Consider the following 20,910-nt stretch of genomic DNA (forward strand, 5'->3'; position numbering starts at 1 on the left):
ACCGCTGTCATCGCCCGGCTTGACCGGGCGATCCAGTACGCCGAGACGCCTGTAATGGACTCGATGGGCCGCGGCGTACTGGATCCCCGCTTTCGCGGGGATGACGACCGAGTTCGACGCGCTCAGGTCGCCCCTCTCGCTGAATCCGTCTCAAATGAGCCCACACAGCAGCCACGGGCTCTCATCCTCGCGCGCCGCTTGGGCCGAGTCATGCTGCTCATCCGCCCTCTCAGACATCGAAGGGCGCAGGGAATGCCGGACGATGGCCTCGCCCATGGCCCGCCTGCGGAAAAAATGCAGGCGGCAGGTACCACAGGTTCAGCCGATCATTCCGGCATTCCCTGCGCGACGGTCTTCACGCTTATACGCAGTCTGCCTGGTGCGCCGGGCTTGTTGGCCACCATTGCCCGTGCGGCGCGCAAGCGCCGTCACGAGCGTAGCACCAGCATCGGGGTGCCAGCACGCTGCGACTTCACGTCCGCGCCAAGCCGTTCGTCCGCGCATCCTTTCGGACACGCTGCGGCTCCCTCGCGGCCATCGCTCCCCGCCTCGCGTGTCGTGACGATCGCGCGCAACGCCCCTTCGAGTGAGGCGGGATGCGTGGGAGTAGATCACGAATTCTGAAATTCGTAAAGCAAAATTTTGAGGCAACCGCTCCTGAGCCGATCACACGACCAGCAGCAGCCCCGAGAGCAGCAGAATGCCCAGGATGATCTTCCTGAAAAAGACGTCGTTGACCTTGCGGAACGCGAACACGCCGAGCGCCGTGCCGGCGAGCAGCGCCGGGATGCTCAAGGCGAGGTCGATGATCACCTTGGAGGACAGGTCCTGCCGGGCCAGCATCACCGCGAGCGAGGCGATCTGGATAGCGGCGATGAAGGGCTGCACGAGGCCGCGCTGTTCGGTCTTCGGCAGGCCGTGCATCTCGCACCAGATGGTCGGCAGCGCGCCGGGCATCGCGGTGAGGCTGCCGATCAGGCCGCCACCGAAGCCGATGATGGCGGTGCGGCTTCGGCTCATCGGTTGAAGACTGCCCAGCGCCGGCTTGCACAGCATGGTGCCGGCGTAGATCGCAATGGTGAGGCCGAACACCTGCTGGAACACGCGTGTATCTGCATTGTGCAGCAGCCACAGCGCCAGCGGCACGCCGAGCAGCCCGCCGATGATCAGGACCAAGCTCTCCCTCCAGCGGATGCTGGCGCGCAGCGCCCAGAGGTTCGTCGCCTGCACGCCGACGCTGCACGCCATCATCAGCGGCACCGCCTCCAGGGGCTGAAGCATGTGCAGCAGGATCGCGCCGGCAACGGCCGAAAATGCAAAGCCGGCGAGGCCGGAGACGAAGGCGCCGAAGAACACGGCGACGCTGAGCAGCAAGAATGATCCGAAACCGGGCATGGAAATGCTCCCGCTGATGAGGCTGAAAATGGGTGGTGGTCAATCGATGGATTGAAGCGTCGCCATCGGCTTCGTCGACGCTTCGTCGGGCGTGTCAGCCCCTCGCAGAATCGCAATCGCGACGACGTGCAGGATCAGGAAGCCGACGAGGACGGCGGCGCCGAGCGCCGGCTTCGGCGCGACCGGCTTTCGCTGCGTTGAATCCTGATGGGCTTGCATGTCCGACGTCTCCGGCAAGTGGTATCGGATTGCTAGCAGCCCGCCGTCTCCTCAGCGTCCCCCGAGCGGGGGATGAGGTGTGCCTGGGTTTCTCGCTGTGTGCTGGAGATCACCTCGAGCTCATTTCGCCGCAATCACGCGAGCCCCGTTTGACAAACCCATAACCAATCGGTTATGAATTAACCCATAACCAACAGGCTATGGATTTCATGCCGCGCTCGCCCGATCTGCTGTTCCGCTCGCTCGCCGATCCCACCCGGCGCGCCATCTTCGAAGGGCTGTGCCGGCACGGCGAGCAGACGGTCGGCGCGTTGACGGCCAAGGCCGGCGTGTCGCAACCGGCTGTCTCGAAGCATCTCGGCGTGCTCAGGCAGGCGGGCCTGGTGCGCGAGCGTCACGAAGGCCGCCTGACGCATTACCGCGCGCAACCGAAGGCGCTCGCGCCGCTGCTCGACTGGACCAGCCGCATGGCCACGTTCTGGGAAAGCCGGTTCGACGATCTGGAAAATCTGCTCAACAGGATGGATCAATGAGCTCAGCTGCGCCCGAAACCCGCACCGTCGTCGTCGAGCGCGAATTCGCACATCCGCCGGAAAAACTCTGGCGCGCGTTGACGCAGCCGCATCTGATCGCGGAGTGGCTGATGGCCAACGACTTCGTGCCAGCGCTCGATCATCGCTTCAAGCTGAAGGCCGATTGGGGCGTGGTCGATTGCCAGGTCGTGACCATCGAGCCGCACAGGACGCTGGCCTATAGCTGGGCGGCGCTCGGCCTCGACAGCGTCGTGACCTGGACGCTGACGCCGACGGCAACCGGCACGCATCTGCGCATGGAGCAGACCGGCTTCGCCGCCGATCAGACCCGCGCCTATCAGGGCGCGCGCTTCGGCTGGCCGAGATTCTTCGATGGGTTGGAGCAGACATTGGCGCGGCTCGACTGAGCTGCACCGGCAACAAACTCCGCCGTCATTCCGGGGCGACGCGCGCAGCGCGACGAGCCCGGAATCCATCAAGCCGCGCAACTGCCGCACGATGGATTCCGGGCTCGTGCTGCGCACGCCCCGGAATGACGGAGGAGAGATCTCGCGCATTCGTCAGCATTGTCATCATGGGGAGGAGCAGATGAATTGGTCCAATGCGATCCGGCAGGTGCATCGCTGGGTGTCGATCGCGTTCACCATCGGAGTCATCATCAACATCGCGGCGATGACGCAGACGCAGCCGGCCTTCTGGATCGGGCTGCTGGCGCTCGTCCCGCTGATCGTGCTGCTGGCAACCGGGCTCTATCTGTTTGCTCGGCCGTATTTGACGAGGACGGCCAAGGCTCAGCCCTGAGGATGTCGGCGGGCAAACGCGCGGCCATGCGCTGCCTGCCTCGCGAGACCGCCTACTCCAGCCCGTTCGCCGACACCCAGCCGACGACGCCGTTCCACACCGCACGACACGACGGAAACCGGCTGACACCGTCGCCGGGCATCACGCAGCCGCCGACCATCGCAGTCTCGCCGGCGGGGATGCGCGTCAGGATGTCGGATTTCTGCCCGGGCTCGCGGCGCAGGTTGAGATAGCCCTGCGAGACGTTGCGCTTCACCATGCGCGGCACGAGATGCGGATTGGGCAGAACGGCCTGCGCCCGCTCGGTCGGTGACTCCGCCGGACGCGTTGCGGTCTGCGTCTTCTTCAGCTCCTCGATCCGCGCCCGCGCCATCGAGCCGTAGGGCGTAGCGCCGAACTGGCGCACGAAATCCTCGAGCACGGCGATGCTGGTGGTGTTCTGCGTCACCGCCCAGGCGCGCTCGGCCGGATCGGACGAGGCGGCCGAGGCAGGCTGCGTGGCCGAAGCCGGCGCGAACGTCTGGCCGGCGAAGAAGAAATCGCCATCGACCGGCGAGCTCGACACCCAGGGCTGCTGTGAGCCGGCAGTGGCGCGCTTCACCTCGAGGCCGACCTGGTTGAAGGTCTTGAAGATGTCGAGCCCGGGCCGCTTGATCGTCTCAGCCAGCGCCTTGGTGAACGGGCTGTTGCCGTCGCGGCCATCGAGCGCGACGTTGCCGGGCTGGGTCGCGAACGAGATCAGCGTTCCCTCGGGCGCGCGCATCTGCGCGAGTCCGCTGCCGGCGTCACGCAGCCCGCGGCCACCGAACGGATTGTTGCGGCAGGCATCGAGGATGACGAGGTTGAGCTTGGTGCCCGCGCTCTCCATCTGCCGCAGCACGACGTTGACGTCGAGCATCTGGAAATCGACGTCGGCCTCCCGCGTCGGGTTGGCGTCGACCGGCACGAGATAGTTAGCGCCGCGCACCTGCACGCCGTGGCCCGCATAATAGACCAGCGCCACGTCGGCGCCGCGCGCCTTGCCGCCGAACTCCTGCACGGCGCGGCGCATCGCGGCCTCGTCGAGATCGAACTGCGCGCTGCCGCCGACCAGCGTGAAGCCGAGTCCCTGAAGGGTCTCGGCCATCAGCGCCGCATCATGCTTGGGGTTGTCGAGACGGCTGACCGTCCGATAGGCCGAGTTGCCGATGACGAGCGCGATGCGGGTATCGGCGAGCGCGGGGCTGCCAACGCCGAGCAGGCTCAATCCGGCCAGCGCCAGCATCTTCCATCGTCGCATCGGTTCCCCCGCCATGTCCTGACGGCGGGAGCTTATACGCGGTCGGGCGGAGCTGGAAAGCGCGGCCGCCCTACTGCGCCGCCTGCCTCACATGCCGCTCGGTCACCGTGCGCATCGTCACCAGTTCCTCGGCGGCGGAGGGATGCAGCGCGACGGTCGAGTCGAAATCGGCCTTGGTCGCCTTCATCTTGATGGCGATGGCGACGGCCTGCGTGATCTCGGCAGCCGTGTCGCCGACGATGTGGCAGCCGAGCACGCGGTCGGTCGCGCCGTCGACCACGAGCTTCATCAGCACGCGGGTATCGCGGCCGGACATCGTCGCCTTGATCGGGCGGAAACTGGTCTTGTAGATGTCGACGCGGTCGTACATCTCGCGCGCCTGGGTCTCGGTCAGGCCGACGGTGCCCACTTCAGGCTGGCAGAACACGGCGGTCGGGATGTCGGCGTGATCCACGCGCACGCTCTTGCCGCCGAACACAGTGTCGGCGAAGGCATGGCCCTCGCGGATCGCGACCGGCGTCAGGTTGAAGCGATGGGTGACGTCGCCGATCGCATAGATGCTCGGCACCGAGCTCTGCGAAAACGCGTCGACCGCGATGCCGCCGTTGCGCGGATTGATCGCGACGCCCGCCTTCTCCAGACCGAGATTGGCGACCGCCGGATGGCGGCCGATCGCGAACATCACCTTGTCGGAGGCGATGCTGGAGCCGTTCGACAGGTGCGTGGTGTAGTCACGGCCGTGCTTGTCGACGCTCGTCACCGTGCAGCCGGTCAGGATGGTGATGCCTTCCTTCTCCATCTCCGCGCGGACGTGCTTGCGGACGTCCTCGTCGAAGCCGCGCAGGATGTTGTCGCCGCGATAGACGACCGTCACATCGGAGCCGAAATTGGCGAAGATGCAGGCGAATTCCAGCGCGATGTAGCCGCCGCCCTGGATCACGATCCGGCGCGGCAGCTCCTCCAGATGAAACGCCTCGTTGGAGGAGATGACGTGCTCGATACCAGGGATCGGCGTGCCGTGATTCGGCGCGCCGCCGGTCGCGATCAGGATGTACTTTGCGCGCACCGTCTCGCCGGTCGCGAGCCGCACGGTGTTGGCATCCTCCAGCACCGCACGGGTCTTGACGATCCTGGCGCCGGACTTCTCGACATTGGCGGTATAGGCCGCCTCGAGCCGCGCGATCTCCTTGTCCTTGTTCCTGATCAGCGTCGGCCAGTCGAAGGTCGCGGTCGGGATCGTCCAGCCGAAACCGGCGGCATCGGCGATCTCCTGGCGGACATGCGAGCCGATCACGAACAGCTTCTTGGGCACGCAGCCGCGGATCACGCAGGTGCCGCCCATGCGGTATTCCTCGGCGACCATCACGCGGGCGCCATAGCCCGCCGCGATGCGGGCGGCGCGCACGCCCCCCGAGCCGCCACCGATCACGAACAGGTCGACGTCGAATTCAGCCATCTCTCCCCCGACCTGTTCTCGCCGCGACAAGCCTCAGATCGGCTTGTTGCGCTTGCGCATCTCGGCGCGGAACTGCGCGGTGACGGTGTCGGAAAACTCCGCTGCCCACAGGTTCATCGCCTGCATGCTCATCTGGATCGCCTTCGGCTCCGCCGCAAGCAGCTTCTGGCCGATCGGCGACTTGTAGAAGGTGACGAGGTTGGCGATCTCGGCGTCCGAGAACTCGTTGCAGTAGATCTGCGCCATCTTCTCGCCGATCTCCTTCTCCTTGCCGGCATAGGTCTGGGCGACCATCACGGCGACCTCGTCGAGGTCCTTCTGGTAGTTCAGGTTGGACTGCAGCAGAGCCTGCTTGGTCTGCTGCACCATCCCGGGAACGGCATTGGCGTACATCGCACCCGCGTTCTTCATCGCCAGAATCTCGCGCGCGCCCGCCATGCAGGCGGCCGAGGCCGGCTTCAGGGCCGGCGGCTGGCCCTGCGCGGCAGCGGGGCTCGCAGAGGCCAGAGCCAGCACGATTCCGGCGGCCGGCAAGATTCTGAACACGCTCTTCATTCCAAGTCTCCTGTGAGATTGCCGCCTTGAGCAGACAGTCCTGCTTCACTCAAGGCCGCTGGATAACGCGAATTCCCTGTGCGCCTGCCAGGATCGCGGTGCTGCCGAGGCCGATGAACAGCCCGTGCTCGACCACGCCTGGAATTGCGCTCAAAAGGCCCGCCAGACGCGGGGGATCCTCGATCTCCCCCAGGCGGACGTCGACAATCCAGTGGCCGCCATCGGTGACGAAAACGTGGCCATCTGCGGACTTGCGCACGCTCATTGGCCCGGACACGCCGGCCTTGGCAAAGGCTTCACTCATCTCGCGCTGGGTGGCGGCGAGGCCGAACGGAACCACCTCGACCGGCAGCGGGAAGCGGCCGAGCCGCGCGACCCATTTGGTTTCGTCGGCGATCACGATCATGCGAGCCGAGGCGCTGGCGACGATCTTCTCGCGCAGCAGCGCGCCGCCGCCGCCCTTGATCAGGTCGAGCGCCGGATTGATCTCGTCGGCGCCGTCGATGGTGATGTCGAGGCGGTCGATCTCGTCGAGCGTGGTCAGCGGCACGCCGCAGGCTTCCGCCTGCGCCCGCGTCGCCTCCGAGGTCGGCACGCCCACGACCTTCAGCCCGTCACGCACCTTTTCACCGAGCAGATCGACGAAATGCTTGGCGGTCGAGCCGGTGCCGAGGCCGAGCCTCATGCCGCTCTCGACCTCCTCCAGCGCGCGCGCCGCCGCCTGCCGTTTCAATGCGTCCATATCGACCAAGACACCCGCCCCTCGGATGGACCCCCACCGGGCGGGGGCCGAAAACCGGCGCATATCTAGCGGTGTTTTGCCGCAAGGCCTAGCTCTTGCTGGCTCCCGGCAGTCACGAAATCGGACAAAAAGCAGGCCCGGCCCTCTTGCAAGGGCGAGGGCTGCCCGGTAGCGGATACCGATGGCCATCTCCAGCACCATCGTCTTCGATCTCGACGGCACCCTGGTCGACACGGCGCCGGACCTCATCAACGCGCTGAATTACATCTTGCAGCGCGAAGGGCTGCGGCCGGTGCCGCTGGCCTCGGCCCGCAAGATGATCGGGCACGGCGCGCGCAAGCTGCTCGAGCGCGGGCTGGAGGCGGAGGGCCGCTTCGCCAGCACGGAGGACATGGACCGGCTCACCGCCGATTTCATCGATTTCTATGCCGAGAACATCGCGATCGAATCGCGCCCCTTCGACGGGCTGGAGGCAGCGCTCGACGAGCTCGCCGGCCGCGGCTGCCAGTTCGCGGTCTGCACCAACAAGCTCGAATGGCTGTCCAAGCGCCTGCTCGACCAGCTCGGCCTGTCCGCCCGCTTCGCCGCCATCTGCGGCGCCGATACGTTCGGCGTCGCCAAGCCCGACCCGACGATCCTGCGCCAGACCATCGCGCAGGCCGGCGGCGAGATCGGCGCCGCGATCATGGTCGGCGATGCCGGCACCGATGTCGGCGCGGCGCGTCGGGCCGGCGTACCGGTGATCGGCTGCACGTTCGGCTACACCGACGTCCCGATTGCCGAACTGAATCCGGACCACCTGATCGACCACATGCGCGAGCTGCCGGCCGCAGTCACAGCGCTCGGGTCCTCGCTCAAAAACGGCTGACCAGACCGCGATTTTCAGGAACGCACGCACCGGGATCGATCTCTCCCGCACGGAGAAACGTGCTCTCGATGCAACTCCCGGCCGACAGCGCGGATCTCCGATCCGACTGCCGGATTCCGGATCAACTCCTTGTTCTGCCGACAGAAAATGGGACGACGCGGAACGTTAACGTTCTGTTGAGAATAGGGTTGACCGCAGTTGCGCCGCTGTTCTGACGCTCCTATGGTCGCCTTGGGATTGCGGCCGATGGCCGCAGGGTTGTGGGGCGGACATCATGATGCGGCGTGTCATCGCAATTGCGGTTGCGGGAGCCGGCCTTGCCGGCTGCTCGTCCTTCTCCATGGACAGCTTCAAGCTGGCGGCGCCCGAGGTCCCCGTGCAGCTCGAATCGGTGCCACCAGGCGCCGATGCCAAAACCTCGCTCGGGCCGGGCTGCAGAACGCCGTGCACAGTCCAGGTTCCGGCGCCCGATGCGGGCTTCAGCGTCACCTTCACGATGGACAGATACCTGCCGGCGACCATCCCGGTGCAGGTGATCCGCAACACCGGCGATTTCAACTCGTCGCCGCCGGTCGTGATGGATCCGAGCCCGGTGGTGGCCGAGCTGCAGCCGGCGCCGGGAGCACCGCCGAAAGCGGTCAAGCACATGCGGCCGAAGAAGCCGAAGCCGCAGAAGTCCGCCGCCGCGCCGGCGGCCGCCGCGCCGGCAACCACCGGCTCGGCCTTCCCCGCACCGGTTCCCGGCGCGGCGCGGCAGTAACGGCCGCGCTCGCGTGCGGCGCAACATCGACGATGCGGCGTTGGCGATTGTGAGGCGCGCGGATCATGATTAGATTGGCTCGTAACTGACATCGGCCACGTGCCTCACGCGGCCGCCTCGTGGCATCGCCGCCACCCGCAAGGCCATCCATGACTGCTGAGACGTTGAGCGACACCGCCCTGACGCGCCCGATGACCGACCCGTTCGGCCGTCGCATCTCCTATCTGCGCGTCTCGGTCACCGACCGCTGCGATCTGCGCTGCTTCTACTGCATGTCGGAGGACATGACCTTCCTGCCGAAGGCCGATCTCCTGACGCTCGAGGAGCTCGACCGGCTCTGCTCGGCCTTCATCCACAAGGGCGTGAAGAAGCTCAGGCTCACCGGCGGCGAGCCGCTGGTCCGGCGTAACGTCATGGGCCTGGTGCGCTCGCTGTCGCGACATCTGACGAGCGGCGCGCTCAACGAGCTGACGATGACGACCAATGCGACGCAGCTTGCGAAATATGCCGCAGAGCTCGCCGATTGCGGCGTCCGCCGCATCAACGTCTCGCTCGATACGCTCGATCCCGACAAATTCCGCACCATCACCCGCTGGGGCGATCTCGACCGCGTGCTCGCCGGCATCGAGGCCGCGCAGGCCGCTGGGATCGCGGTCAAGATCAACGCGGTCGCGCTCAAGAACATGAACGAGGACGAGATCCCCTCGCTGATCGACTGGGCGCATGGCAAGGGCATGGCGCTGACGCTCATCGAGGTGATGCCGATGGGCGAGATCGGCGAAGGCCGCATCGACCAGTATCTGCCGCTGTCGCTGCTGCGCAGCCGCCTCGCGCAGAAATACACGATGACCGATCTCGACGAGACCACCGGCGGTCCCGCGCGCTATGTCCGCGTCGCCGAGACCGGCGGCACGATCGGCTTCATCACGCCGATGACGCATAATTTCTGCGAGAGCTGCAACCGCGTGCGCGTCACCTGCACCGGCACCCTGCACACCTGCCTCGGCCACGAGGACGCCTCCGATTTGCGCAAGCCGCTGCGCGCCTCGGCCAGCGACGAGCAGTTGAGCGATGCGATCGACCGCGCCATCGGCCTGAAGCCGAAGGGCCACGACTTCATCATCGACCGCCGCCACAACCGCCCGAGCGTCAGCCGGCACATGAGCGTGACGGGCGGCTGACGACGTGCTGCCCTGGAAGCTGATCGACACCGCTGACGTGCCCGGCGGCGGCGAGCCGCTGCGGCTGATGCAGCGCGGCCGCGAGTTCACGATCAAGCTCGGCCAGAACGAGCTGATGAGCAGCCGCCTCTACGGCTCCGAGGAGGCGCTGGCGACGTTGAGCTGCGCGCGGCTCAAGGACCGTCCTGCCCCGCATCTGCTGATCGGCGGCCTCGGCATGGGCTTCACCCTGCGCGCCGCGCTGAAGGTGCTGGGACCGCAGGCGCGCGTCACCGTGGCCGAATTGGTGCCGGCGGTGATCACGTGGGCGCGCGGGCCGATGGCCGCACTGTCCGGCGACAGCCTGACCGATTCGCGCGTCGACATTCGCGAGGGCGACGTCGTGAAGCTGATCGCGTCCGCGCGCGGCGCCTATGATGCGATCCTGCTCGACGTCGACAATGGCCCGCAGGGCCTGACCCGGCAGTCCAACGACGCGCTCTACGACTCCTCTGGCTTGCGCGCCGCGTTCTCGGCGCTACGTCCCGGCGGCGTGCTCGCGGTGTGGTCGTCGCATCCGGCCGACCACTTCACCCCGCAGCTGCGCAAGGCCGGCTTCGCCGCCGAGGAGATCAAGATCCGCGCCACCGGCCGCGGCGGTCGCGGCGCGCGTCACGTGATCTGGATCGCGACGCGGCCGGCGTGATGAGGCAGCACCGCCGTCGCGCTTGCACCCGTCGCAGTTGAGTTCTCACCCCCGCCTGTTAAGCTCGCAAAGTTCCTTTTGAATTGCTTTTTCGACACGCCCTCTCCGCGAGGCTCATTGGCATGACCGTCGACCTTTTGCAGGACACCAAGACCTATCCGCGGATGACGCGCTGGTTCAATCCACTGCTTCTCATCAAGCTGCTCAACAACGTCGTCACATCTGCGATGTTCGGCCAGTATGCCGACCGACGCCTGATGGTCGCCGCGCTCGACACGGTGACGCCCGACGAGCACATGGCGCGCGCGACGGCGTTCGCGAGGAGCCTCAGCCCGACGACGCAGGGCCCCGTCTGGATCGACTTCGTCGCCGATCTCGGCGACGGCTTCGACAGCACCTATGCAGTGGCCTGCCTGCTCGCCCGCCAGACACTGGAGCTCGGCGGCGAAACTCTGCCGCGCGGCGAGATGCTGATCATGGGCGGCGACGAGGTCTATCCGCTCGCCAACGCCCAGACCTACCGGAATCAGTTGCGCAAGCCCTATCAATGGGCCTCTCCCGACCACGACAAGACCGACGACGACGGCGTTCCGCTGTTCGCGATCCCCGGCAACCACGACTGGTACGATGGGCTGGTGCAGTTCCTCGCCTACTTCACCCGGCCGACGCCGACCCATTTCGGCTCCTGGCGCACGCAGCAGAAGCGCAGCTATTTCGCGCTCCAGCTCACCGAGAGCTGGTGGCTGTGGGGCATGGACATCCAGCTCGCCGACAACATGGACCAGCCGCAGGCGGACTACTTCAATCTCATCGCGCGGTCGGACCGGCTCAAGCCGGGATCGAACATCATCCTGTGCACGGCGGAGCCAGGCTGGCTCTACACCGACACCAACATGCGATCGTGGGAGATCGTCGACTACGCCTTGGGCATCGCGAAGAAGGCGGACAAGGCCCTGACGATTCCGCTGCTGCTGTCCGGCGACACCCATCACTACAGCCGCTATCACGCTGAAGACGGCACGCAGTTCGTCACATCCGGCGGCGGCGGCGCCTTCCTGCACCCGACCCACCAGCTCGAGAAGAACGTCAGCGTGCGCTGGACCGGCACGAAGGTGCCGCTGACCCTGGCCACCAAGGCTGGCAGCAACGAGCCTGCCGCCTACCCCTCCATGCCGACGAGCCGCCGCCTGCTCTGGCGCAATCTGTGGTTCGCCGTCACGAACTGGGATTTTTCGATTTTCATGGGGCTGGTGTATTTCGCCGTCGGCGTGCTGGTCGGGCTGCGCGACGAGATCGACATCTACATCCTGGTGACGCTGGCGCTTGGCGCCGGCATCATCGGCTACACGACGCGGCAGGAACATGTGTCGCTTGTCGACATCTTCCACAAATGGCGGCGCCGGCGCATCAAGCCGGACGATTTCGACGAGCTTGCCAATGAAAATCTCTGGCTTCAATTCCGCAAGGCGATGATCGTCACCGGCACGAGCCTGGTCCACGTCGCCGCCCATGTCGGCACGGCTCTCACAGCCGCCATTTTCTTCAACGCGTATAATGGCGATCTCTTCCCGCCCGGCCATCCGTGGTACAGCGTCTGGATATGGCTCGGCTGGCTGGCGCTCGAGATGGGCAGCGTCGGCTTCGTGCTCGGCAGCAGCTATTTCGGCCTCAACATGCTGATCACCTGCCGCTGGTTGCGCATGAACCGCAACGACGCCTTCAGCGCGCTGCGCATCGGCCACTACAACAACTTCCTCCGGCTGCGCATCGAAGGCGACGACGTCCAAGTCCACGCCGTCGGCCTCGATCGCGTGCCGCGACGGCGCGACTGGAAGGCGAACCCCGCCGCCAACGCCGGGAATTCGGCACAGCCGCAATGGATTCCAGCGATGCCCTTGCAGCCGCACCTGATCGAAAGGTTCGTGGTCTCCGGCCAGTCGGGACCGGCAAGTCGACCTGAGGCCTGATCACGTGGATGGCGCGTCGGCTGAATCCGGCGTGACGGCCGGCCGGTCCTGCTCTATGTTATGGCCGCTGCCGGTCGTAGCCGCGAGTTGCGACTTATCTGTTCCGTGCTACGGCATGGAATACCGGCGCGCCGGCAGCACTCAACTCTGCCCTGCGAGGTCGCGCCCCGATGGGGCAAAGTCGGCCATGGGACGCCGCAGCGGCAGGCGGAGCGCGGTGCGCAGTTCCGCCACGGCGTCGGGCTCAAGGGATCGGTCGGTATAGCGGCAGTGCGCGAAGCCCTTCGTCACCCGGAGCTTCACATCCCTGATCCACTCGCCGAAGCATGGCCGAAGCGGGCCGGCGATGGGGTCGCCGGCGATCAGCCCCGTGTAGGGAAAGTACAGGTTCGTCCACCGCGTCAGCGCGAACAGCCCGCCATGATGCGGCACCTGAACTGACCGCGTCCGACGTGGACTTCGCTCGTCCTCATAGGCATGGGTGAAGGTGAAGACCTTTCGCAAGATCCCGACCGCCGGGCTGGGAATCTGTTCCGTTTGCGGAGGACAGGTGGGAAAGGATCGCTCGCGAACGAGGTCCGCGAATTCAGTGGCTGCATCCAGGTTCAGAAGCCAGCGGGCATGCGCGAGCGGCGAGCCCGCCGTGACGAAATCGCTGACCCGCCAGAGAAAGCCGTTGCGCCGATATTCCAGCCACGCGGCATGCTGCATCGACTGCACCTGATCGACATCGACCGCCTTGTCGCGACCGGGGCGTGGGTTGAGCAGATTCTCCAGCGCCCGCAGCGCGCGGCTGCTGGTCTTCGGCACGGCCCCCCGGCTGCGGGCGTGCCTGGCCCATGCATGGCTGAGGATGTCGTAGGCGATCACGCTGCCGAGGCTATGACCATAGACGATGATGCGGGCATAGCGTCCGCCGTCGTGCAACGCTTCGAGCAGCTTGGTGCCGGCCTCGCGGATTTCCTGCCGGCGCGCGATGTTCTCCGCGCGGGGCTCGAGATAGCGCGCGGCGTCGCCGGCATAGCCGACGACGAACTGGTCGCGCAGCGCTTTGAGCACGAAGGAGGCGATGGCCGGCAGCGAAACCAGCGCGCCGCCCGCAATGCCCTTGAGCCAGCCGGACACGTCCAGCGTCATCAGCCACGCGAATGCGATGATCGCGGCGACCAGCACGACGCGGATTAGCCAAACCAGCCGGACCAGCGTCGGCGGAATCCGGTTGTCGCGCGACAAGATCAGTCGCAGCATCCATCCGTAGACCTGCGCAACGGTGGTGTCGCGGATCAGATGCGCCCAGTACAGCTCGTAGATGTCGGTGGTCGGTCGCGCTGCATCGCTGCGGGGCACGGTGGCGACCCGCATTTCGAACAACGGGGACACATAGTCGGGCTTCACGAAGTGAAGATCGCCGGCATCGGAGTCGAAGATGTTCGCGACGAACCCGCGCAGCAGCTGGCCGGGGCGCTGCTCGCCGATACCGTGAACGACGATCACCGCTTGCCGATCGCGACGGCGGCTCCGCTCGGCCTGAACCAGGATGCGTCCTATTCTCGTCAGCGCGCCCGACCAAGCCTTCAGGCTGGCGCGCCGCTCGGCTTCGCTTTCGAGCCCACTGTGCTGGATGCGCAGCCGGGACGTGCCGTTCGGCCGTGGAGACAGCCGAAAGGCCACGCGCGCTTTGGCAGGCGCATCGTCCAATACGACGACGATCTCGTAGCTGCGATGCTCGACCGTCAGTCCCGCAGCATCACCGTCGCCCGCTGATGCGGAGGGCCAAGTCAATGATGTGACTTGTCCACGTCCGGGCCCGCCAGAACCGATCCACTGCGAACGCCGGTGGACGGTCGCATCGGGCAGCAGGACGATCGCGCCCCGGGCGGGAAGAAGCGCGCATCCGTCACCGAGCCAATACGCGACGACATCAGGCTCGAACAGATATTCGGCGACTTCCGCCGTCGGATAAGGCAGTTCGAGCGCAACGCGAACCGACGATCGCGGCAGAGCTGTGGTGGCTGTCACGGCCGATCTCCCCGATGACGACGTCGCAGACGGCAAGGCGGCCAGCCCCCGACCAAGACCCGCGTGCAGGAGCAGCGGAGGTTTGCAGCCCGACCGACACGTCGCCGTCAGGGCGAGTTGTCGCAAACATACACCCAATGCCGGTCTGCCGGGAGATTGTCGCCGAGCTTTTTTGCTCAGGCTGCGCTATCAAAGCGACAACCGATTGCGACGCCCAGGCAGATCAACGGGAATCTCTTCCCGGCCGGCCATCCCTGGTACCGCGTCTGGCATGGCTCGGCTGTCTCGATCTCGAAATGGCCCTGGTCGGCGTTGTGCTCGGCAGCAGCTATTTCGGACTCAACATACTGATCACCTGTCGCTGGCTGCGCATGAACCGCAACGATGCCTTCAGCGCGCTGCCCATCGGCCGCTTCAACAATCTCCCTGCTGACTGCGAGCGGAGCTAGGAGGCGGTTCTCGGCAATCGAGACACGTCCACTCCGGCTGCCTCCAGTCGCTTCTGAGCCGCAGAGACGACGCTCGCGTCGAACTGATCAGCATGCCGCAGGACGATTGCCTCGCCCGTGAGCTCCGGCATTTTGCGCTCGAGCAGCATGTCGAACCCATCCGTGCTCTGGCCGGCGAGAGCCCAGTCCCTCAGCGTCGCGATCTCACCAACCCTGGACACTTTTTGCCTGGTACGCGCCAGCCGCGTTGTCCTGCCCCGCTCCGCAGTGAGGATATGTTCGAATGCATAGATCGTTCTCCAGAAATCGTGTTGCACGGTGCCCGGAGCTTCCTTGGGCAGGATTTCCACCAAGCGACGAAAGGCAGCATCTTCAACGTCCTTCTGCTCAGCCTTCCGAGCATTGGCAATCCAGCTGCGCAGCTTCTCCTCATCATGGCAGGCGGCGATCAGACCAAGCATCCTGGTGGAATCCGGCATCCGTCTCTCCCTCAGACAAGCACAACAGAGCGTACACGCCGCTCCTGATGAGTCGAGGGCTGCATCCATTCATCTCCGCAAAGGATGTGACGAAGCTCCGCGCAGTTCATATTGCCGTGCGTATATGCGCGATGCCGGCGTCATCGTCCCCTGACGCGCTCGAGCGTTCACCGCACAGCACGCTGCGGCGCGGCGATTGTCCTCAGCCATGCCCGGTCGGAACCACAGACGGCCCGGCGAGTTGCTCAGCCACGGAGAGGATCGACCGATGCCCAGCTCGTCTGTTCATCGCCTCGGTGCTTCCCTTCGGCAAACAACTGGACAGAGAGGCGACAATGAAAGCTCCCCTTCTTCTCGCTGGCGCACTGATCGTCGGATCGCTGGCCCCGGCGCTTGCTGATGAATACTACGTCGTGCAGGGACCGAGCCACCGCTGCACGATCACCACCACCCGTCCCGCCGACCGGGAGATCGTGACGCAGATCGGGCCGATGGCGTTCACCAGCCGCGTCGAGGCCGAGGACCGCATCAGGCAGACCAAGGTCTGCGAGGACTCGGGCACCGTCGGCACCAGCACCACCACCACGATCATCAAGGAGAAGTAGTCGGCATCGATCCCTGAACTCTGGCGATGCGAAAGGTCGTGCCCATCGCGACGGGCACGACCTTTCTGTTTCCGCGGGATCGTTCCGTCGAGGCGGTATCGTGGCCCGGTGCCTCGCCGAGCATGCGACGAAGCATCAACTCTCCTGCGATCCGGTCGCAGCAACAGACGTTGCGTTCCATCGCCGCCTTGAGTACCTCGCAACTCTCGGCCGGATCAGGACATCATGCTTTCGCAATCGCTCAAGCTCGCCATCGGCAGTCTCGTGGTCGGAGCGATCGTGCTCGGCCTGAAATTTCTCGCCTATTGGCTGACCGGCTCGGTCGCGCTCTATTCCGACGCCGTCGAGAGCATCGTCAACGTCGTCACCGCCGCGGTCGCGCTGCTCGCGGTGCGCATCGCCGCCAAGCCTCCGGACGCCAACCACCCTTTCGGTCACCACAAGGTCGAGTATTTCAGCGCGGTGATCGAAGGCGTCATGATCGTCGTCGCGGCGCTGCTGATCATCCACGAGGCCTATGGCAATTTCCGCGATCCGCAGCCGTTCGCGGCGCCGGTCGAGGGCCTCGCCGTGAACGGCTTCGCCAGCGTCGTCAATGCTGCCTGGTGCTGGCTGCTGATCACGCGCGGCAGGCGCCTGCGCTCGCCGGCGCTGGTCGCAGACGGCCGGCACCTCCTCACCGACGTCGTCTCCTCCGGCGGCGTGGTCATCGGGCTCGGCCTCGCGGTGGTGCTGAAGCTGCCCATTCTCGACCCCGCGCTGGCCTTGCTCGTCGCCATCAACATCCTATGGTCCGGATGGCAGGTCCTGAAGGAATCGACCGGCGGGCTGATGGACGAAGCCGTCTCCGATGCCACGCTGGCGCGCATCCGCCAGATCATCGGCCAGCATGCCGACGGCGCGCTGGAGGCGCATGATGTCCGGACCCGGCATGCCGGCAAGCTGACCTTCATCGAGTTTCACCTCGTGGTCCCCGGAGAGATGTCGGTCAACCGGGCCCACGAGATCTGCGACCGGATCGAAGCCGCGCTGCGCGAGGACGACGAGCACAGCTGGATCACCATTCACGTCGAGCCGGAAAACAAGGCCAAGCACTCCGGCGTGGTCGTGCTGTAAAGCCGAAGCTTGCCGCGGCAGGGACCGGCGGCCGCTGATGCGGCTCTCGCCGACCCGAAGATCCGGCTGGAGGATGTAGCCGCCAGGGATGGCCAGCGCGGTGTCGCGCCGGCCGGCTGCGACAAGCTGTGGCGCGGCGTCGTCACCGGTGCAACACATTGCGGCAGCGCCCCTTTTTGCCCATTTTCCGATTGACGGCAACAACGGGCGCTGAAATGGTGCCCCGGTTTTCGGAGCCTGCCGGGCCGCAAAAGGCCGCTGCGTACGCGCAGCCAGACGCGGGCCGTGAGACAATCTTGGGACAAGGGGGAGGATTGCGTTGCAAGCGTTGCTGAAATTGAGCCGTGGGATCGATGCGTTCACGACCTGGACCGGCAAGCGACTGGCCTGGCTGATCCTGCTGGCCGTCATCATCTCGACCGTCAACGCCATCATCCGCAAGACGCTCGACACCTCGTCGAACTCCTGGCTGGAGCTGCAATGGGTGCTGTTCGCGGCGGTCTTCCTGCTGTGCTCGCCCTGGACCCTGCTGGACAACGAGCACATCCGCATCGACATCGTGAACGCCATGCTGCCGAAATGGCTGCGCGACACCATCGACGTCGTCGGTCACGTCCTCTTCCTGATCCCGCTCTGCATCGTCATGATCATCACCAGCGTGCCGTTCTTCCTGCGCTCGGTGGAAATCAACGAGCAGTCCAGCAATGCCGGCGGCCTGCCGCAATGGCCGGCGAAATCGCTGATCATGATCGGGTTCGTCTTCCTGCTCGTGCAGGCCATCTCCGAGCTGATCAAGCGCATCGCGGTCATGCGCGGGCTCATTCCCGATCCCCACGCTTCGAAGCCTCACGGGATCGAGGCCGAGGTCGAGCACCTCGTCGAAGCGATCGAGAAGAAGTAAGCGACGGGCTGGGGGATTATTTCAATGGAAGCGTTTCTGATCGCCAATATGGCGCCGATCATGTTCGGCTCGCTCGTCGTCATGCTGCTGCTCGGTTATCCGGCAGCGTTCTCGCTCGGCGCCGTCGGTCTGTTCTATGCCCTCATCGGCATCGAGCTCGGTGAATTTCGGCCGGACTTCCTGCAGGCACTACCCGAACGTGTCTACGGCGTGATGAACAACGACACGCTGCTGGCGATCCCGTTCTTCACCTTCATGGGCCTGGTGCTCGAACGGTCGGGTATGGCGGAGGATCTGCTCGACACGATCGGGCAGCTGTTCGGCACCATCCGCGGCGGCCTCGCCTATGCGGTCATCTTCGTCGGCGCGCTGCTTGCGGCCACCACCGGCGTGGTCGCGGCGTCCGTGATCTCGATGGGCTTGATCTCGCTGCCGATCATGCTGCGCTACGGCTATGACCGGCGCCTGGCCTCGGGCGTCATCGCCGCCTCCGGCACCCTGGCGCAGATCATCCCGCCGTCGCTGGTTCTGATCGTGATGGCCGACCAGCTCGGCAAGTCGGTCGGCGACATGTACGAGGGCGCCTTCATCCCCGGCCTCGTGCTGTCGGCGCTCTATGCCGGCTACGCCTTCCTCGTCAGCATGATCTTCCCGAAGGCGGCGCCCGGCCTGCCGGCCGAGGCGATCGGCTTCCGTGAGGACTCCGGCGACCGCGGGCTGCGATCGCTCGGCGTGCTGTTCCTGGCGAGCTGCGTGTTCGGCTGGTACGTGATGCGCGGCTCCGAATATCATGGCGCCGACTTCGTTGTGCTCAGCATGTTCTCCGGCATCGTGTTCGCCTTCGCCGTCGCGGTGGTGAACTGGCTGCTGGAGCGCACCACGGGATACCGCTTCCTGTCGCGCATGGCGCAGCAGACCACCTTCGTGATGGTCCCGCCGCTGTTCCTGATCTTCCTGGTGCTGGGCACGATCTTCATCGGCTTGGCGACCCCGACCGAAGGCGGCGCGATGGGTGCCGCCGGCGCGATCATCCTCGGCGCGATCAAGCGCCGGCTCAGCTTCGACCTGGTTCGCCAAGCCGTCGAATCCACGGCGAAGTTGTCGGCTTTCGTGGTCTTCATCCTGGTCGGCGCCCGCGTGTTCTCGCTGACCTTCTACGGCGTCAATGGCCACGTCTGGGTCGAGCACCTCTTGACCTCCCTGCCCGGCGGCCAGATCGGCTTCCTGATCTTCGTCAACGCCTTCGTGTTCGTGCTGGCCTTCTTCCTCGACTTCTTCGAGCTGGCCTTCATCATCATCCCGCTGCTCGGGCCCGCCGCCGAAAAGCTCGGCATCGACCTGATCTGGTTCGGCGTCATCCTCGGCGTCAACATGCAGACTTCGTTCATGCATCCGCCGTTCGGCTTCGCGCTGTTCTATTTGCGCTCGGTGGCGCCGAAGGATTCCTATCTCGACCGCGTCACCGGGAAGCGGATGGAGCCGGTCACGACGGGACAGATCTATTGGGGCGCGGTGCCGTTCGTGGTGATCCAGCTGATCATGGTGATGCTGGTGATCCTGTTCCCCTCGATGGTGATGCACTACAAGGGCGCCGTCTCCACCGTCGATCCAAACTCGATCAAGATCGACATCCCGCAGATCGACGCGCCGCCGCTGGATTTCGGTCCGCCGAAATTCGACACCGATCCGCCGAAGCAGTGATGACCGCGGCGCTCCATCGCTCAGACAACGAAAAACCCCGGCGCATTGCGCCGGGGTTTTGTCTTGCGTGTGCGCGAGACGAAAGGCGGCGCGAGCTCAGGCGAGCGGATTGCGCGCCATGAAGGCGTCGTAGCCGATCTCGGCGACCTGGAACCAGGAGTAGCCGTTGCCGGCGAAGGCCGACAGCGATTCGTAGGTCTTCTTGAAGTCGGGGTTGGTGGCCGCGACCTCGTTGTGCAGCTCGCGGGCGGCCTTCAGGCAAGCCTGCATGATCTCCGGCGAGAACGCGTGCAGCTTGGCGCCGGCGGCGAGCAGCCGGCGCAGCGCCGCCGGATTGCTCTGGTCGTACTTGGCCATCATCCAGTTGTTGGCATAGTGGCCGGCGTGCTCGAGGATCTTCTGATAGTTCTTGGGCAGCGCATTCCAACGATCCTGGTTGACGAAGGAGAGCAGTATCGGTCCGCCCTCCCACCAGCCCGGATAGTAGTAGTGGGGCGCGACCTTGACGAAGCCGAGCTTCTCGTCGTCGTAGGGTCCGACCCACTCGGCCGCATCGATCGTGCCCTTCTCCAGCGCCGGATAGATGTCGCCTCCGGCGATCTGCTGCGGCACCGCACCGAGCTTCTGCAGCACGCGGCCGGCAAAACCGCCGACGCGGAATTTCAGTCCCTTGAGATCGTTGACGCCCGTCAGCTCCTTGCGGAACCAGCCGCCCATCTGGCAGCCGGTGTTGCCGGCCAGCAGCGAGACGACATTGTACTTCGCGTAGAACTCGTTGAGGATCTCACGTCCTCCGCCGAGCATGTACCAGGCCTGATTGAGGCGCATGTTTGGCCCGAACGGCACCGACGAGCCGAAGGTGAAGGTCGGGTCCTTGCCGAAGTAGTAGTACGACGCGGTGTGGCCGATCTCGACGGTGCCGTTCTGCACGGCGTCGAGGACCTGCAGGCCGGGCACGATCTCACCGGCTGCGAACGGCTGGATCTGGAATTTGTTGTCGGTGGCCTCGGCGACCACCTTGGCCATGATATCGGCGCCGCCATACAGCGTGTCGAGCGATTTCGGCCAGCTCGTCGGCATGCGCCATTTCAGCTCGGGCATCGATTGCGCGATGGCCGGCGCCGCAATGGCCGCCGCACCAGCAGCGCCGAGTCCCGTGACCTTGATGAAGTCTCTACGCTTCATAGTCTTCCTCCCTT

At 65.6% G+C, this 20,910-nt stretch carries 22 protein-coding genes; 13 read left to right on the forward strand and 9 right to left on the reverse strand.

Features of this window, described 5'->3' with window-relative positions; translation table 11 throughout:
• Nucleotides 1-666: 666 nt before the first annotated feature.
• A complete protein-coding gene (locus QXZ94_RS13035; protein ID WP_315720744.1) occupies nt 667-1,395 on the reverse strand; it encodes a sulfite exporter TauE/SafE family protein in 729 nt (242 codons plus the stop codon).
• A 39-nt stretch (nt 1,396-1,434) separates the two neighbouring features.
• On the reverse strand, nt 1,435-1,614 hold the full coding sequence (locus QXZ94_RS13040; protein WP_315720745.1) for a hypothetical protein: 180 nt from the start codon (nt 1,612-1,614) through the stop codon (nt 1,435-1,437).
• 209 nt (nt 1,615-1,823) lie between these two features.
• Between QXZ94_RS13040 and QXZ94_RS13045 the strand changes: the two genes are divergently transcribed.
• The 3 genes from QXZ94_RS13045 to QXZ94_RS13055 all read left to right on the forward strand — a co-directional run bounded on the left by QXZ94_RS13045 (nt 1,824) and on the right by QXZ94_RS13055 (nt 2,948).
• Nucleotides 1,824-2,147, forward strand: coding sequence for an ArsR/SmtB family transcription factor (locus tag QXZ94_RS13045; protein ID WP_172113429.1), 324 nt, complete (start codon nt 1,824-1,826; stop codon nt 2,145-2,147).
• Complete coding sequence (locus QXZ94_RS13050; RefSeq protein WP_172113428.1) at nt 2,144-2,554, forward strand: SRPBCC domain-containing protein; 411 nt, start codon at nt 2,144-2,146, stop codon at nt 2,552-2,554. The genes QXZ94_RS13045 and QXZ94_RS13050 overlap by 4 nt, the downstream gene beginning before the upstream one ends.
• 181 nt (nt 2,555-2,735) lie before the next feature.
• A complete protein-coding gene (locus tag QXZ94_RS13055) occupies nt 2,736-2,948 on the forward strand; it encodes a hypothetical protein (RefSeq protein WP_172113427.1) in 213 nt (70 codons plus the stop codon).
• Between the two features lie 52 nt (nt 2,949-3,000).
• Here the strand turns inward: QXZ94_RS13055 and QXZ94_RS13060 are convergent, their stop codons facing one another.
• The 4 genes from QXZ94_RS13060 to rpiA form a co-directional block, all read right to left on the reverse strand.
• Nucleotides 3,001-4,227, reverse strand: a complete 1,227-nt coding sequence (locus QXZ94_RS13060) for a caspase family protein (RefSeq protein WP_315720746.1) — start codon at nt 4,225-4,227, stop codon at nt 3,001-3,003.
• A gap of 70 nt (nt 4,228-4,297) precedes the next feature.
• The gene (gene gor, locus QXZ94_RS13065) at nt 4,298-5,683 is read right to left on the reverse strand and encodes a glutathione-disulfide reductase (protein WP_315720747.1); all 1,386 of its coding nucleotides are present in this window, start codon (nt 5,681-5,683) and stop codon (nt 4,298-4,300) included.
• A 33-nt stretch (nt 5,684-5,716) separates the two neighbouring features.
• Nucleotides 5,717-6,238: a DUF2059 domain-containing protein gene (locus QXZ94_RS13070; protein ID WP_172113423.1), complete on the reverse strand. Its 522-nt coding sequence runs from the start codon at nt 6,236-6,238 to the stop codon at nt 5,717-5,719.
• Nucleotides 6,239-6,287: 49 nt separating this feature from the next.
• A complete protein-coding gene (gene rpiA / locus QXZ94_RS13075; protein WP_315726231.1) occupies nt 6,288-6,980 on the reverse strand; it encodes a ribose-5-phosphate isomerase RpiA in 693 nt (230 codons plus the stop codon).
• 181 nt (nt 6,981-7,161) lie between these two features.
• Here rpiA and QXZ94_RS13080 point away from each other — a divergent pair, with 181 nt between their 5' ends.
• The 5 genes from QXZ94_RS13080 to QXZ94_RS13100 all read left to right on the forward strand — a co-directional run bounded on the left by QXZ94_RS13080 (nt 7,162) and on the right by QXZ94_RS13100 (nt 12,441).
• Nucleotides 7,162-7,848, forward strand: coding sequence for an HAD-IA family hydrolase (locus tag QXZ94_RS13080; RefSeq protein WP_315720748.1), 687 nt, complete (start codon nt 7,162-7,164; stop codon nt 7,846-7,848).
• Between the two features lie 277 nt (nt 7,849-8,125).
• On the forward strand, nt 8,126-8,608 hold the full coding sequence (locus QXZ94_RS13085) for a hypothetical protein (protein WP_315726233.1): 483 nt from the start codon (nt 8,126-8,128) through the stop codon (nt 8,606-8,608).
• A 149-nt stretch (nt 8,609-8,757) separates the two neighbouring features.
• Complete coding sequence (moaA, locus tag QXZ94_RS13090; RefSeq protein WP_315720749.1) at nt 8,758-9,789, forward strand: GTP 3',8-cyclase MoaA; 1,032 nt, start codon at nt 8,758-8,760, stop codon at nt 9,787-9,789.
• Nucleotides 9,790-9,793: 4 nt separating this feature from the next.
• Nucleotides 9,794-10,474 (forward strand): spermidine synthase, encoded by a 681-nt coding sequence (locus tag QXZ94_RS13095; RefSeq protein WP_315720750.1) that lies wholly within the window; start codon nt 9,794-9,796, stop codon nt 10,472-10,474.
• Nucleotides 10,475-10,596: 122 nt separating this feature from the next.
• Nucleotides 10,597-12,441, forward strand: coding sequence for a metallophosphoesterase (locus QXZ94_RS13100; protein WP_315720751.1), 1,845 nt, complete (start codon nt 10,597-10,599; stop codon nt 12,439-12,441).
• Nucleotides 12,442-12,582: 141 nt separating this feature from the next.
• On the opposite strand, the gene QXZ94_RS13105 is transcribed toward QXZ94_RS13100, so the two are convergent.
• The gene (locus QXZ94_RS13105) at nt 12,583-14,460 is read right to left on the reverse strand and encodes a hypothetical protein (protein WP_315720752.1); all 1,878 of its coding nucleotides are present in this window, start codon (nt 14,458-14,460) and stop codon (nt 12,583-12,585) included.
• 137 nt (nt 14,461-14,597) lie between these two features.
• Here QXZ94_RS13105 and QXZ94_RS13110 point away from each other — a divergent pair, with 137 nt between their 5' ends.
• Nucleotides 14,598-14,909 (forward strand): hypothetical protein, encoded by a 312-nt coding sequence (locus tag QXZ94_RS13110; protein WP_315720753.1) that lies wholly within the window; start codon nt 14,598-14,600, stop codon nt 14,907-14,909.
• Here QXZ94_RS13110 and QXZ94_RS13115 read toward each other — a convergent pair.
• Complete coding sequence (locus tag QXZ94_RS13115; RefSeq protein ID WP_315720754.1) at nt 14,906-15,388, reverse strand: hypothetical protein; 483 nt, start codon at nt 15,386-15,388, stop codon at nt 14,906-14,908. The genes QXZ94_RS13110 and QXZ94_RS13115 overlap by 4 nt on opposite strands.
• A gap of 335 nt (nt 15,389-15,723) precedes the next feature.
• Here QXZ94_RS13115 and QXZ94_RS13120 point away from each other — a divergent pair, with 335 nt between their 5' ends.
• The 4 genes from QXZ94_RS13120 (at nt 15,724) to QXZ94_RS13135 (ending at nt 19,711) form a co-directional block, all read left to right on the forward strand.
• Complete coding sequence (locus QXZ94_RS13120) at nt 15,724-15,993, forward strand: hypothetical protein (protein ID WP_315720755.1); 270 nt, start codon at nt 15,724-15,726, stop codon at nt 15,991-15,993.
• A gap of 225 nt (nt 15,994-16,218) precedes the next feature.
• Entirely contained in the window at nt 16,219-17,109 is an 891-nt protein-coding gene (locus QXZ94_RS13125; protein ID WP_315720756.1) for a cation diffusion facilitator family transporter, read from the forward strand.
• Nucleotides 17,110-17,428: 319 nt separating this feature from the next.
• The gene (locus tag QXZ94_RS13130; protein ID WP_315720757.1) at nt 17,429-18,010 is read left to right on the forward strand and encodes a TRAP transporter small permease subunit; all 582 of its coding nucleotides are present in this window, start codon (nt 17,429-17,431) and stop codon (nt 18,008-18,010) included.
• A 24-nt stretch (nt 18,011-18,034) separates the two neighbouring features.
• Nucleotides 18,035-19,711, forward strand: a complete 1,677-nt coding sequence (locus tag QXZ94_RS13135; protein WP_315720758.1) for a TRAP transporter large permease subunit — start codon at nt 18,035-18,037, stop codon at nt 19,709-19,711.
• A gap of 96 nt (nt 19,712-19,807) precedes the next feature.
• Here the strand turns inward: QXZ94_RS13135 and QXZ94_RS13140 are convergent, their stop codons facing one another.
• The gene (locus tag QXZ94_RS13140) at nt 19,808-20,896 is read right to left on the reverse strand and encodes a TRAP transporter substrate-binding protein (protein ID WP_315720759.1); all 1,089 of its coding nucleotides are present in this window, start codon (nt 20,894-20,896) and stop codon (nt 19,808-19,810) included.
• Nucleotides 20,897-20,910 lie beyond the last annotated feature (14 nt).

The sequence above is a fragment of the Bradyrhizobium sp. SZCCHNS2022 genome (assembly GCF_032377575.1).
GTDB lineage: Bacteria > Pseudomonadota > Alphaproteobacteria > Rhizobiales > Xanthobacteraceae > Bradyrhizobium > Bradyrhizobium aeschynomenes.